The sequence below is a fragment of the Paenibacillus graminis genome (assembly GCF_000758705.1).
Taxonomy (GTDB): domain Bacteria; phylum Bacillota; class Bacilli; order Paenibacillales; family Paenibacillaceae; genus Paenibacillus_AQ; species Paenibacillus_AQ graminis.
The window spans coordinates 373738-387538 of sequence record NZ_CP009287.1 but is presented as its reverse complement, the minus strand read 5'-3'; the positions used below and the strand labels follow the sequence as shown (position 1 = coordinate 387538).

Annotated in this window: 15 protein-coding genes; 2 read left to right on the top strand and 13 right to left on the bottom strand. The window is 54.7% G+C overall.

Annotation, left to right across the window (positions count from 1 at the left end; translation table 11 throughout):
- Positions 1-2: 2 nt before the first annotated feature.
- The 7 genes from PGRAT_RS01720 to PGRAT_RS01690 all read right to left on the bottom strand — a co-directional run bounded on the left by PGRAT_RS01720 (position 3) and on the right by PGRAT_RS01690 (position 6940).
- The gene (locus tag PGRAT_RS01720; RefSeq protein ID WP_042265892.1) at positions 3-803 is read right to left on the bottom strand and encodes an ankyrin repeat domain-containing protein; all 801 of its coding nucleotides are present in this window, start codon (positions 801-803) and stop codon (positions 3-5) included.
- Positions 804-991: 188 nt separating this feature from the next.
- Positions 992-3634 carry an ATP-dependent chaperone ClpB gene (gene clpB, locus PGRAT_RS01715; protein ID WP_025705168.1) on the bottom strand — a complete coding sequence of 881 codons (2643 nt, stop codon included), beginning with the start codon at positions 3632-3634 and terminating at the stop codon, positions 992-994.
- A 123-nt stretch (positions 3635-3757) separates the two neighbouring features.
- Positions 3758-3904: a hypothetical protein gene (locus PGRAT_RS32930; RefSeq protein WP_156124043.1), complete on the bottom strand. Its 147-nt coding sequence runs from the start codon at positions 3902-3904 to the stop codon at positions 3758-3760.
- A 108-nt stretch (positions 3905-4012) separates the two neighbouring features.
- Positions 4013-4210 (bottom strand): hypothetical protein, encoded by a 198-nt coding sequence (locus tag PGRAT_RS01710; RefSeq protein ID WP_156124042.1) that lies wholly within the window; start codon positions 4208-4210, stop codon positions 4013-4015.
- Positions 4211-4317: 107 nt separating this feature from the next.
- Positions 4318-5313, bottom strand: coding sequence for a DnaJ C-terminal domain-containing protein (locus tag PGRAT_RS01705; RefSeq protein ID WP_042265889.1), 996 nt, complete (start codon positions 5311-5313; stop codon positions 4318-4320).
- Positions 5314-5737: 424 nt separating this feature from the next.
- Positions 5738-6205, bottom strand: a complete 468-nt coding sequence (locus PGRAT_RS01695; protein ID WP_025704230.1) for an Hsp20/alpha crystallin family protein — start codon at positions 6203-6205, stop codon at positions 5738-5740.
- Positions 6206-6373: 168 nt separating this feature from the next.
- Entirely contained in the window at positions 6374-6940 is a 567-nt protein-coding gene (locus PGRAT_RS01690; protein ID WP_025704231.1) for a GNAT family N-acetyltransferase, read from the bottom strand.
- Positions 6941-7047: 107 nt separating this feature from the next.
- On the opposite strand from PGRAT_RS01690, the gene PGRAT_RS01685 reads away from it, so the two are divergent.
- The gene (locus PGRAT_RS01685; protein ID WP_025704232.1) at positions 7048-7683 is read left to right on the top strand and encodes a GntR family transcriptional regulator; all 636 of its coding nucleotides are present in this window, start codon (positions 7048-7050) and stop codon (positions 7681-7683) included.
- 178 nt (positions 7684-7861) lie between these two features.
- Here PGRAT_RS01685 and PGRAT_RS01680 read toward each other — a convergent pair whose 3' ends face one another.
- The gene (locus PGRAT_RS01680) at positions 7862-8893 is read right to left on the bottom strand and encodes a helix-turn-helix transcriptional regulator (protein WP_025704233.1); all 1032 of its coding nucleotides are present in this window, start codon (positions 8891-8893) and stop codon (positions 7862-7864) included.
- Between the two features lie 97 nt (positions 8894-8990).
- Between PGRAT_RS01680 and PGRAT_RS01675 the strand changes: the two genes are divergently transcribed.
- Positions 8991-9416 (top strand): VOC family protein, encoded by a 426-nt coding sequence (locus PGRAT_RS01675; protein WP_025704234.1) that lies wholly within the window; start codon positions 8991-8993, stop codon positions 9414-9416.
- 90 nt (positions 9417-9506) lie between these two features.
- Here PGRAT_RS01675 and PGRAT_RS01670 read toward each other — a convergent pair whose 3' ends face one another.
- The 5 genes from PGRAT_RS01670 to PGRAT_RS01650 are packed head-to-tail and all read right to left on the bottom strand — an operon-like array spanning position 9507 to position 13792.
- Positions 9507-10280, bottom strand: coding sequence for a glycerophosphodiester phosphodiesterase (locus PGRAT_RS01670; protein WP_025704235.1), 774 nt, complete (start codon positions 10278-10280; stop codon positions 9507-9509).
- A 38-nt stretch (positions 10281-10318) separates the two neighbouring features.
- The gene (locus PGRAT_RS01665; RefSeq protein ID WP_025704236.1) at positions 10319-11311 is read right to left on the bottom strand and encodes a CehA/McbA family metallohydrolase; all 993 of its coding nucleotides are present in this window, start codon (positions 11309-11311) and stop codon (positions 10319-10321) included.
- Positions 11308-11781: a hypothetical protein gene (locus tag PGRAT_RS01660; RefSeq protein WP_025704237.1), complete on the bottom strand. Its 474-nt coding sequence runs from the start codon at positions 11779-11781 to the stop codon at positions 11308-11310. The genes PGRAT_RS01665 and PGRAT_RS01660 overlap by 4 nt, the downstream gene beginning before the upstream one ends.
- Positions 11778-12623 carry an ABC transporter permease gene (locus PGRAT_RS01655; RefSeq protein ID WP_025704238.1) on the bottom strand — a complete coding sequence of 282 codons (846 nt, stop codon included), beginning with the start codon at positions 12621-12623 and terminating at the stop codon, positions 11778-11780. The genes PGRAT_RS01660 and PGRAT_RS01655 overlap by 4 nt, the downstream gene beginning before the upstream one ends.
- On the bottom strand, positions 12620-13792 hold the full coding sequence (locus tag PGRAT_RS01650; protein ID WP_025704239.1) for an extracellular solute-binding protein: 1173 nt from the start codon (positions 13790-13792) through the stop codon (positions 12620-12622). Before PGRAT_RS01650 ends, PGRAT_RS01655 begins: the two co-directional genes overlap by 4 nt.
- Positions 13793-13801: the final 9 nt, after the last annotated feature.

Here is a 13801-nt window from a genome sequence, read left to right as displayed (position 1 = left end):
GATCAGCCTAGCTCTTTTGCGGATTTGGCGCCCAGCCCGCGCAACCACTCTGCCAAATCAGCAGCATTACTGCGCTTAGCAGCGTCCAGGGGGGTGAGGCCATCCCACACCGCAATCCAGTTCAGATCAGCCTTTCGGTCAAGCAGGTATTCGGCGGCGTGTTGCTGCCCTCCGTGGCAAGCACACCAGAAAGCGACGGTCACTTCGTCCGGAGGTGAAGGATGTCCTGCTCCCCAAGGGTACCGCTGTGAAAGCGATATTCCGGCGAAATGTGCCTCCATGGCGTCAAGCAGACCCAGCGCAGCCGCATGCCAAAGAGCGAATCTAGCCCCGTGCTCAATCAACCTGTGCGCCGCCCGCCACTGCGCGAACGCCACTGCGTCATCCAGGGGCGTTCCACCGGCGATGACAGCGCCGGGAGCCTCGATGTCGGCACCGGAACCGAGAAGCATGTCAAGCACCTCGATGTCATCACAGCTCGCCGCCCAATGGAGCGGTGTCTCGCTGTGCGGTCCGTTAAATCGAGCGTTCACCTCGGCACCGGCCTCTATCAGCGCGGCAACAGTCGCAGCATTGTTTGGGAAATGGCCGGGCCAATCGGTGGCAATATGCAACAGAGTACGCGACTCCCCCTTGCTGCTGCACTCGTCGTTTATTCCGGCAATTCTTGACGTGACCAGCCCGGAATTCTCGGCAAGCATCCGCCTTAGCGATGGTACATCGCCAGTACGAATCGCTTTAATCACGGAAACAGCCAGCGGGTTGTCTTTTGACACAAAGGGTATATCTTTCTCCGCGCACATAAGATACGAACCTCCGTTTCTGCTCTCTCGCAACCGCCAAACCTAGTCCTGCCTGCAGCCTGCAATATATTCGACATAACCCGTCTTTGTTCTTCCCCACTTCAACTCATCATTCACAGCCTGTTTCATTGTGTAAAGTGCAGCTATCGGCCCTTTACAATCCAGAATTCGGCTCACATCCCCTTCAATTAGATAGAGTTCAGCGCCTCCGCCGGCTTCGGGTGCGTAATTGATACGGATAGCTCTCCTCCGGCTTCATTGACCTCCATTACGGAGCCTTCTTCTGCCTCACCGGCGATCAGCGCACGCGCCACACGGGTCTCCAGACTGCGCTGGATGAACCGTTTCAGCGGTCTTGCGCCGTATACCGGATCGAAGCCTTCCCTGGCGATAAACCGTATTGCCGATTCGCTAAGCGCAAGGCCAACACCGCGGTCAGCCAGACGCAGCCGGAGTCCATCCACCAATTTGACAACAATCTGTTCAATCTCATCCAGTTGGAGCGGCTTGAACATCACGATGTCGTCCACGCGGTTCAGAAACTCCGGCCGGAAATGACCGCCCAGTTCCTTCATGACCCGGTCCTTGACCGCATTCGTAAGCTCCCCGTTGTCATCGGTCCCCTGGATAAGATGCGGCGAGCCGATGTTCGAGGTCATGATGATAATCGTATTCTTGAAGTCCACCATCCGGCCCTGCGAATCCGTAAGCCGCCCGTCATCCAGCAGCTGCAGGAGGATGTTGAACACATCAGGATGGGCCTTTTCCACCTCATCCAGCAGCACCACCGTATAGGGCTGGCGGCGTACCGCTTCGGTAAGCTGGCCGCCTTCCTCGTAGCCGACATAACCAGGAGGCGCACCGACGAGACGGGAAACACTGTGCTTCTCCATATATTCTGACATATCAATGCGAATCATGCCATCTTCGCGGTCAAAGAGCGATACCGCCAACGCCTTCGCCAGCTCGGTCTTACCCACCCCCGTCGGCCCCAGGAACAGGAATGAGCCAATGGGCCGGTTCGGGTCCTTGATGCCCGCTCTGGCCCGGAGCACAGCATCGGCTACCAGCCGGACGGCCTCCTCCTGCCCAACTACCCGCTCATGCAGCGTATCCTCCAGCCGCAGCAGCTTATCCCGTTCGCCTTCCACGAGTCTGCTTACAGGAACGCCAGTCCAGCGGGATACAATGTCGGCGATTTCCTCTTCGGTCACGGCTTCACGCAGCAGCCGGCTCTCCTGATCCTGCGACGCCGCTTCCTCCGCTGCCTTGAGCTGCCGCTCGAGATCGGGGATAATGCCGTAGCTCAGCTCGGCAGATTTGTTAAGATCGTAAACCTCCTGTGCATCCACCAGGTCCTTGCGGGCCTGCTCCAGCTTCTTCTTCAGTTCACGCAGACCCTGAATGGCTGACTTTTCCTTCTCCCAGCGTGCTGTCATTTCCAGATGCTTTTCCTTAAGATCGGCCAGCTCACGCTGCAGGGTTTCCAAGCGGCGCTTGCTGGCATCGTCGGTTTCTTTTTTGAGCGCAGCTTCTTCGATCTCCATCTGCATCAGGCGGCGGGTTACTTCATCCATCTCGCCCGGCATGGAATCAATCTCTGTGCGGATCATCGCACACGCTTCATCGACCAGATCAATCGCCTTGTCCGGTAAAAAACGGTCCGTGATATACCGGTTCGACAATACACCGGCCGCCACAAGCGCGCTGTCATGGATTTTCACTCCGTGATGGACCTCGAAACGTTCCTTCAGCCCGCGCAGAATCGAAATGGTATCCTCAACATCCGGCTCGCTGACCAGCACCTGCTGGAAACGGCGTTCCAGCGCCGGGTCCTTCTCAATATATTTGCGGTATTCATCGAGCGTCGTCGCACCGATACAGTGCAGCTCGCCGCGCGCCAGCATGGGCTTCAGCATGTTGCCGGCGTCCATCGCCCCCTCCGTTTTGCCCGCGCCGACAATCGTATGCAGCTCATCGATGAAGAGAATGATCCGTCCGTCACTCTCACGGATTTCCTTCAGCACCGCCTGCAGCCGCTCCTCAAATTCTCCCCGGTACTTGGCTCCGGCGATCAGCGCGCTCATATCGAGTGAAAAAATCGTCTTATCCTTCAGCCCCTCCGGCACATCCTTGCGGACTATCCGGTGGGCGAGCCCTTCGACAATCGCTGTCTTCCCTACGCCGGGCTCCCCGATCAGCACCGGGTTGTTCTTCGTTTTGCGGGAGAGAATGCGGATGACCCGGCGGATCTCCCCATCGCGGCCAATGACGGGATCAATCTTGCCCGCCCGCACCTCGGCCACCAGATCGCGGCCGTATTTCTCCAGCACCTCATAGGTTGCTTCCGGCTCACGGCTGGTCACACGCTGATGTCCGCGGATCTCGGCGAGCACCTCCAGCAGCTTGTCGCGCGTAACGCCGCGGCTGGTAAACAGCCCGCGCAGCTCCCGGTTCCCGCTGCTGGAATCAGACACCATCGCAAGCACAGCGTGCTCCACCGCCACAAATTCATCCTGCATCTGTGCGGCTTCCTTCTCGGCCTGCTCCAGCACAGCGATCAGCGACGGCGATGCATACCGCCGCATCGTCCCCGCCCCGGAGCCGCTGACGCTAGGCTTCCGCTGCAGCAGCGCCTCCGTACCCTGCAGCAGCTCGGGTACAGGAATATTCATCTTCTGCAGCAGGCGCGGCAGAAGCCCTTCATGCTGCTGGAGCAGCGCCTTGAGCAGATGGAGATTGTCAATCTCCTGATGCCCGGCAGCCGCTGCCAGCGACTGCGCTGCGGCAACCGCCTCCTGCAGCTTTTGTGTTAACTTGTTGAAGTCCATCTCCTTCATCACCTTTCTGTATTTTGCTTGTTCGCCGTGACTCTGGGCGGCCGCCCACGTCGATGATAGGCCCGTTCGGGCGGGCGTAGGGGCCCAACAACGGCAGATATGTTGTTCAAACCATCAATAGCCGCCTAAGTCGAAATCAAGGGTACTTTTACCTCTCATTTCCTCGTATCGCCCGCCTAAGCCGAAATCAAAGGTACTTTTACCTCTCATTTCCTCAAATCGCTCGCCTAAGCTGAAATCAAGGGTACTTTTACCTCTCATTTCCTCCTATCGCCCGCCTGCGCCGAAATCAAAGGTACTTTTACCTCTCATTCCCTCCTATCGCCCGCCTGCGCCGGAATCAAAGGTACTTTTGCCTCTCATTCCCTCCTATCGCCCGCCTGCGTCGAATTCAAAGGTACTTTTACCTCTCATTCCCTCGTATCGCCCGCCTGCGTCGAATTCAAAGGTACTTTTACCTCTCATTCCCTCGTATCGCCCGCCTGCGTCGAATTCAAAGGTACTTTTACCTCTCATTCCCTCGTATCGCCCGCCTGCGTCAAATTCAAAGGTACTTATACCTCTCATTCCCTCATTTCCAGCCGTTGGATGCCCAACAACGGCATTTCTGCCGTTCTTTTCGAGCCCCCCAGGGCGCGCGCCGCCCGTCCACGCCAGCGCAGCCGCGCCCACGCTTAGCCCATCGCAGCCTTGCGCCGCGATGCACCCGGACCCTTCCGCTTGGGCCCGGCCTGGAAGCTGCCAGCTTCGGCCAGCTGGCGGTACAGCTTCTTCTCCGCCTCCGTCAGCCCGGCGGGAATCACAATCTCTACTGCGAACAGAATGTCTCCGTTCGCGCCATTCGGGCGCTTCAGCCCCTTACCGGAGAGGCGCAGCGTTTGGCCGCCCGCCATCCCGGCAGGGATCTTCAGCTTCACGCTGCTGCCGTCCGGCAGCGGAACCTTGGCTTCGCTGCCGAGCACGGCCTGCCAAGGCGCGATCTCTACTGTGCCGTACAGATCACCGCCGTCCGGCTCGTAAATGTCATGCGGCAGCAGGTGCAGGGAGATCAGCAGATCCCCGCCTTGCACCGCCCCACTCCCGCTGCTGCCGGGAACCCGGATAACCGTCCCCTCAGCGGAACGCGGCGGAATGCTGACGTTCACATCCTTGCCGCCCACCTGAACCCGAATGCTGCCGCCCTTGTATGCTTGCTCCAGTGAAATCTCAAGCTGCGCCTGCATCGTGCTGCGGGCCTCGCCGAAAGGGCTGCCGGCGCTGCCGCTGCCCGAGAAGAAATCAAACCCCGCCCGGTCCGCCGCTCCCCGGCTGCCAAAAAACATTCCAAACAAATCATCATCGGGAATACTCCCGCCGAAGGAGGAGCTCCCGCCCCACCCCGCGCCAAAAGGCGAATCCCCATACGCCGACGAAGAAGCTCCGCTGCGCCGCGTCCCGCCGCTGGCCGCACCGCCGAACCCGTAGTGAAGTTCCTGATCGTAGGCTTTTCTCTTCTCCTCATTGCCCAGCACCTCATACGCTTCCGCCGCTTCCTTGAATTTGGCTTCCGCCTCCGGAGCCTTATTGACATCGGGATGCCACTTCTTGGCAAGCCTCTGGTAGGCTTTTTTGATTTCCTGCTTGGAAGCCTTTTCCCCTACACCCAATGCTTCGTAAAAGTTTGCCGCCAATGGTATCTCCTCCTTTCATAAGCTGAGCCGTACCGTCCATCTGTTCCTTATTATTTATTACCCTGTTTTCCGGCCTGTTTATATTGCTGTGTCTCACTCTGCTGCAATATAGAAATTTCCAATTCCGTAAAAAGGCGCACCATAGCCGGAATTCCCACTACAATGCGCCTGTATGATGGTGCTATATGAAAAGCCCGGCGAATCCGCTGTTCCTGCAGGGAGCTTAGAGGGAGGGCGCTGCCGCCGTCCCAGGGACCCCTTTTACCAGCCGGTCCGGCCGGACTTGAACATCTGCTTTCTTCTACACTGCAGCGATGCAGCAACGCGCTCCGCTTCCCCCGGATGCCTGCCGCATAACGCCGCATGTGCCAACTTTCTGTTTATTGAAGCTTTTTCTAGTTCATTGAAGCTTTTTATGAAGCATTTATTGAAGCCGCTCTCCGGAAGAACCATCGTCTTGAATCTCAATGCGTTTACCCAGCGATTTCTGCTGTTTCGGTACCGACAGGGTCAGCAAACCGTCTTTCAGCGAAGCGCGAATTCCATCCTCGGCAACATCCTGCACATAGAACCGGCGGACGTACTCCCCATACCGGCGTTCCCTGCGCACCACCTGATGGTCCTTGTTTTCCTCACTGTTGTCTTCCTTGCGTACCGCTTTGATCGTCAAATAAGGGCTGGCGTAATCAATGTCGATTTCTTCTTTTTTGAAGCCGGGCAGTTCAGCCTCGATCAGATACGCCTGCTCGTTCTCACGGATATCCGTACGGAAGGACATGGTGGAGCTTTTAATGGGTGCAAAAAAATCATCATTAAACACTTCATTCAGGGACTTGGCCAGCACACCAAAAGCATCATCTCTGCGTTTTCCAAAAGGAACCAAATCAAACATTTTACATTCTCCTCTCTTTGACTTTGACTTTGACTTTATTTGACCTATGGCTTCATTATAGTCCCCCTCCTCGGGGAAGACAAAACCTGTATAAGCCGAAAAACCGGGATAATCCGGCATTTCAGCTCATTTTGCAAACCAAATTTTAGTGTATTTCACTTTTTGACCTTATTTGACCTTAGAGGATAGGTAGCGCTCCCGATACTCGTTCTCCAGCATGCTCATCATTACTACATCATGGTACTCATGGTTATAGAAAAGCGTCTGGCGACGCACACCCTCCCGGACAAAACCAACCGACTCATACACATGCGCTGCGCGCTTATTATATGCATAAACCTCGAGTTCAATCCGGTGCAGATTCAGAATACCGAAGCCGTAGTCAAGCATCAGCAGCAGCGCTTCCCGGCCATAGCCTTTGCCCTGATGGGTTTCGTCTCCTATAGCAATCCGCAGATTGGCCGTACGGTTATTGCGGTCCATATCCTGAATGGCGATATCACCGATCGTCTCATCGTTGTCCCTAAGTGCAATCAGCAGCAGCACCGCGCTGTCATCTTCCGCTTTGCGCCCAATATATGCCGCGATCTGCTCCTTCGTAATATGCTTCTGCGTTCCTGTAAGCCTGCGGGTCTCCGCATCGTAGAACATATGGTAATACAGCTCGGCGTCTTCCCCGTTCAGCGGGCGCAGATATACCTTTTCCCCCCATAACATGCCGGAGTTCCTGCTCATTCTCTTCATCCCCTGTCGTTAATGTAGCTCTACTCTATGATATGACTGAATTGTATACTTACATATAGACAAAACCGTCCTTTTTCGAAGGACAGATTGGAGTTCCTATGCTGCTTGTCCCGAATCTCAGCGACACTGGCGGAGTGCCTTACTACATACAGCTATATGACTATTTCAAAAAAGAAATCATCAGCGGCTCGCTGCCTATGGGCACCCGCCTGCCCTCCATCCGCATCATGGCTGCCCAGCTTCAGCTCAGCACCACTCCGGTAGAGCTGGCCTACCAGCAGCTGCTGTCCGAGGGCTTCATGGTGAGCAAGCCGCGCAGCGGATATTATGTATCACCTTCCCACCAGTTCCCCCGGGGGATGGTGATGCCAATAGCGAAGCGGGTGACGCTGCTGGAGTGGGCACGGGGAAACAGCGGCTATATTATAGAGGATGATTACGACGGCGAGTTCAAGCTATCATGGGCGTCCGATTCCCGCGCTGCAGGGACTTTTGGAAGACAGTCCTGTGATCTATATGTGCAGCTTCGCCCAATCGCTGGCTCCGGCGCTGTGTATTCATTATATGGTGCTGCCCAAGTCACTTGTGCCGGATTATCACCGCCTGAAAAGCGAGCTATACCTGGAGCATTCCGCTTCCCGTCTGAATCAGATTGCGCCGCATTATTTCATGGAGAGGGGGCACTTTGCGAAGCATTTGCGGAGAATGCGTCTGGTCTACCAGAGGAAACATGATCTGCTTCTGGGTGCCATCCAGCGGAATTTCGGGGGAAAAGCATCGGTACGCGGCCAAGGGGCAGGATTCCACATTCTGCTCACCCTTCACAGCGGCGGCATTGCCGAGGACAGGATTGAGGAGGGTGTTCAGCTTCTAGCCGGGGTGTGCAGCTTGAACAGGACTCCCTGCACCGCTCTACTTGTATCTGTCCAGCATCCCGGCAAGCAGCGCCTTTACCATCCCGGCCAATTCCGGCGGCTCCTGCACCTCGGCTTCATTGCAGAGGCCAATCACAAACCGGGCGAAGAAGGACAGGTCTTTGTGCGGGACCCCGCCTTCCAGCCAGCCGGTGCCGTCTTCGCGGATATGCAGCAGCGATGACGACCACAGCTCCGCCTCACAAGCCTGAACACCTTCCTGCGTCAGCTCTATGTATATTCCGGCCTGCCTGCAACCCGGCTCCTTGACTGGCACCTGAACCCGTTTCCGGTCTGCTCCCTGCCTAGGCTCTTTCTGCCCCTCTGCCTCCTCTCTCTGCTGCACATTGCTGTAATTATCCCTATTCCCCAGATGCACATGCCGCAAATCCAGCGGCGCAGGCCCGGAGACTGCATAATCAGCTGTATGAATCCGGTCGCAGCGGAACACGCGGATGCCGCCCCGCAGGAAACAATAGGCCGGACAATACCACAGCCCATTGCTGGCATAAATGCCGATCGGCTGGATGGCCCGGTCCATACGTTTGCCTTTCGTTTCATAATCAATCTGCAGCACCTTCTGTCCTGTGGCGGCTTCCAGCAGAATAGCGAGATATGGAAACTCCGCCTGCCGCGCCGGGGTTACGAAATCTATCCGGTGCTTCATCTCGTCAATACGGTCGCGGACATCCCCGGACATATAATGATAGAACTTCTGCAATGCGGCCACAGACTCTTCCTTGAAGGGCAGGTACTTGTAGTGGCGCAGGGCATGGCTGGCAAAAAAGATCGCCACCGCTTCCTCCTCTGTAAACGCAATCGGCGGGAGGATTCTTTCGTTCAACACCTGGTAGCCGCCATGCGGCCCCACTTCGGAATATAGCGGAACCCCCAGCTCCCCAAGCTCCTGCAAATCCCTGAGGATGGTCCGCGGGGACACGCCGAACTCCCCTGCCAGCTCTTTTACAGTGAACTTTCGCTTGCGGTTGACGGTCATCATCAGATCCAGCAGCCGTTTGGATTTTGACATATCATAGCTCCAATAATTTTTTATATGTGACAATACTTGTCACTATTATACCCTACAATGAACTTATAGCCCAGCTCTAGCAGGGAGAGATTGGAATATGACATTACAGCTGAACCCTTTTATACTGCTCGACGGCCATGCACAGCAGGCGATTGAATTTTATCAGGAGGTGCTGGGGGCTAAGCTGCTCTTCAAGCAAACCGCCGGAGAAGGGCCGCAGAATCCCGATGCACCGATATCTGAGGAAGCCAAGGCACGCATTGCCCATTCTGTGCTGCGTGTGGGAGCAACGGATTTTTTTGTGGCCGATCTGGAGGAAGGACAGGCACTGCTTCCGGGCAACGGCATCAACATCTGTATCACGGCAGACAGCACCGCAGAGGCTGAGCAGCTGTACCACTCTTTAAAAGAAGGCGGCCAAGTTGATATTGAGCTTGCCCCCGTCTACTTCAGTCCCGCTTATGGTATGGTCACTGACAAGTTCGGTGTGGCTTTCCAGATATTCACGAAGCGGGGACGGTGAATGCCCCAAAGTAGGTTTTGGGCTTGATGCAGACTCCACTGCTCAAGCCTTTTCTCTTGTTTGCAGGTTAGTTTGGATTGAGGAATATGGTCATGCTTCAATGGCTCTCTCCTGCTTCAAGTCCGCCAACGCCTGCACATTCCGGGCCGTGATGGAGGCAACGCCCAGATCGGCGAAACGCTCCATAAGCCTCGTCTCGTTCACGGTCCAGACATACACGGGCAGCCCGGAAGCATGGGCGCGCTCCATAAACCAGGGAGTCACAATTTCATGATAAATGTTGATTCCAAAACAAGAAGCCTCCAGTGCCTCCCGGCAGGTCTGTTCCACGGCAAGCTCATAAGGTGAGGTTCTGAAGAGCCGGATGTCCGCATTAAGCAGCTTTCTGAGCTGAGGCTGTCTGCGCTGTGCCAACAGGGCACGCTCCCTTTCGCAGCCTGACAGAAAGACCTGTTCCAGCATGCCTAATCTATGGACCAGTTCTGCAGCAGCGTCCACGGCTTCATCCACTTTCAGATCGAGATTGGCGATTGCTCCGGACGGCTTGATTAACCGCAGCATCTCTTCCAGCGTGCTGAAGGTCATGCTGCCCCGCTTGCCGGCATAATCTACAGCGACCTCTACATTCTTCAGCTCAACGAAACTCATCTCTGAGATGCTGATGCTCCGCCCTGCTGCCGTAGTCCAGATATCATCATGGGCCAGTATGGGAATTCCGTCTTTCGTCACCCGCACATCATCCTCAACGATATCTGCTCCAAGCTTAATCCCCATCCGAACAGCGTCCAGGGTATTGTCCAGCGTCTCCATACAGCCAGTATGCGCTGTTATGAATGGGAAGCATTTCCTTCCCTCTGCATCCATCTCCGATCCCTCGCCTTCTTGTTGAATAAATTCTTTGTTCAGTCGAAATATATGGCATTCGTAAACGCAATCAGCGTTCTCACACCCTGAATAATCCCCCACAGCTCGGCGCGCATCCACAGCAAGCCTTGAACGGAGATTTCAGTATGAAGCGGAAACTGCTCCGGTATACCGGCATGCTCGTACAGTACGCCTAAATTGCTCTTCAGACTGACCGTAAATGACTGCTCCGGCAAATGCCAATGCTCATGTCGGGAGGTGAAATCCGCCGGAACTTTAACAGACGCCAGCCGCTCCCTTTCGTCCGAGCTACTTACTGCATCACCGATTTGATACACTTCCCCGTTAACATTCACTTCCAGATCAAGCCTGGGTCCCAAGGTGACAGAAGCCCGGCCGGAGGACAACGCTGCTATCGCCCGTTCAGTACTAGGCGCTTCCCCCTCTTGAATCCGCAAGTAGGTCACGGATAAAGGTGCATCCGTCTGCTCCTGGAAATGCCAGTCCCTTCCCGAAGTAGCAGCAAGCCGGAAACCTTCGTTCAATTTGTCCGTCCACAGCCGGTAAGCACGGATGTTGTTCTTCTTCACCGGGGCAAAGGTCGTGGACCAGACTTCGATATAATCGATCTCGTTCCAGTCGCGGATTTCAAACTCCCAGAAACAGCCCGTACACATCGGACTGCCCGGACGGAAAGGATGAGCCATGCCGGCAAGGCCGCCCTGCTCATGAACCCGGGCCAGTCCGGCATGGATATCTCCCGGCCCCGCCCTCCGCCAATCCTGGTAATCCTTGACCCCGATTGTAACCATATGACCGAAGAAAGTGGTCCATTCCATACCCGGGATAATCAACAGTCCGGTTTCACGTTCAATCTGTTCTTTGTGCGCCAGTCCTGCCATCGTATTGTGGTCGGTCAGGGCAATACAGTCAAAACCAAGCGCTTTGGCCCCCAAAGCCAGCTCGTTCAAAGACTGCCTGCCATCACTGTGGAACGTATGCGTATGAAGCTCACAGGCTATCCAGGTCATTTCGCCTCCTCCTCTTCCTGCCAGATTTGCAGCGAATATTCACAGTAGTCGGTTACGATAGCATGCAGGCTTAAGGTAACCTCCCACATTCCCGGCACGATATCCCCGGAGACAAGACCGGGAGAGGCCTCATGTCTGGATACATGCAGAAACTGTTCCGGATCATGCCGGTGCGCAGCACCAAGATGCCCATGGGGACTATCAACCGAGACCGTAATCAGATTGTTAAGCGGCAAATACGATTTAAAGTGCGCTTTGGCCTGTGCCAGGGTTTCTTCTTCAAAGTAGAGATCAATACTGCGCTCGATCAAAGTCCTCGCTTTCTCCAAATCTTCCAGCTGCTTGGGTCCGTACGAAAAATCGATCCCTAGCCGCCCTCCCGCCGAAGTCAGAAAGAACCGGTGGATAATATGCGATTTCGAGCTTGCAGGCGTTACTCTGCCCCGTGCATCCAAGATTGCCGTTTTCATGACCGCCGCATCCCTTCCTCTTTAATCATGGAAAGGACATAGAAGTATCCGATAAACGAACATAACAGGAAGGTGAAGAAGGCTAAGGCTGCAGCAAGCTGACGGTCCTGGAAAACACCGAAGACCTGCTCCATGGACACGCCGAGCATTTGTGGAGCATTGGGACCCACCAGATAAGGCGCCGTAAAGGAGCCGATCACACCCATAAACACGAAGGTGACCGCCACTAGCAGTGTCTTATAGGTCAATGGAAGAATTAATCTCCAGAAAATCCGGAGCCGTCCTGCGCCTACATCCTTGGCGCTTTCAATAACGGCATCTGACACGGACGATAAAGCGGAGCCCAGCAGCATCGTCGTAAACGGTATATTGAACCATAAATTTGCGATAATGATGCCCTTCATGTCGTAAATCATCCGCGGAAAGCTGTCCTGCCCCAGATGGTACAAAATTCGCGCCGCCCAGCCATGATTGCCGAGCAGCTGCATCAGGCCGTAAGTAGCAATAACGGTAGGAATAAAAATCGGAATCATGTACATCCGGCGGATCCAGCGCACAGCAAAGCCGTTATTGAAACGCATATAGACCGCAAGAACATAACTGACCGCCAGTACAAGCAATGAAGAAATCACGGTGACCTTAAGGGTGAAGATGATGTTGGAGCGCATAAGCTTGTCTGTAAACAGAAATTTATAATTGGACAGGTCGTAGCCGCCCCCATCATTCGTGAGGCTTTCCTTCAAAGAGCCTATAATAGGCAGGACGACGATAAACACCAGAATTAGAAAGGAAGGGAGCACCAGGGAAATCCCCAGCAGCCCCCTTTTGGCTTGTCTGCTCATTGGGCAGCAACTTCACTTTGCCATCTTTGATTGATATCCTTGCCCAGATCCCCAAGGCTGAATGTCCGGTAGCCTTCGGACACGCCTTTGAAGGATTCCTGGATGTCTTGCGGCATATTGGACAGCTTAATGCCCGGGAAGCCCTGCATTTTATTCACAACTTCCGCCTGTGCTTCAGGCGATAGCGTGAAATCGAGGAATTTGTACACCGCATCTTTTTTGTCAGAAAGTTTAGGTACCATCAGATAAGTAGGGCCGCCATTAAAGCCTGGCGTCACCTGCTGCATTTTGGTGGAAGCCGGCAGCTGTCCCTTGGCGATCTGATCCAAAACCATATCCGACCAGGCTGGAATCATGTCTACTTCGCCGCTGGCGAGCAGGTCGAGTGTTCCCTGGTTTTTCTTTGGATAAATTCCTTTTCCGTATACATATTTACCCAGGTCCTTCAGCAGTTCAAAGCCTTGCGTCCACTGGCTCTCCATGCTTGGATCGGAGTTGTGGATAGCCTCTTCCGGCAGAAATTTGTAGATTGACGTAATCACAAACGAGCTGCCTGAACCACCGGTAGACGGATCATTGTAGGCGAACTTCTCAGGATTGGCATGAATCCAGTCGTAAAGCTCGTCCAGTGTTTGCGGAGGCGCAGTAACTTTATCGCTGTTATAAGCGAGGACTACCGCAGACGAACGGTAAGGAACGGCCAGGTTGGATACGTCATTCATGGTTTTCTGGTCAACGTTATTCAAGTTAGGAATCTGGCCGTCGCTGAGCGAATCCCACAGATCATCATTTTTGCCTTTAGTTACGTCATCAATTGAACTTTCATAGAGATCAACACCGCCCGAGCCTTTGCCCGCCTGCTTGGCAGCCATGATTTTATCATAGGTAGGCTGAGCAGCTGTACCGGAAGCAACGTAGACCGGGTTAACCTTAATATCCGGATTCTTCGCTTCAAACATTGGAATCAGCGTTTTCCATAAATCATCCACATTTTGCGAACCTGTATAATAGAAAGTGAACTCTGTCGATGGAGCGGCTGGAGCTGAAGTGGAGTTCCCGCCCCCGTCCGCAGCGGATTCGGCTTTCTTGTCAGAGCTGCAGCCAGCCAGCACCGCACCCGCCAGAACCAGACTTGCCGTCAGGGATAGAGCCTTTTTCTTATTCAACATACACAAATG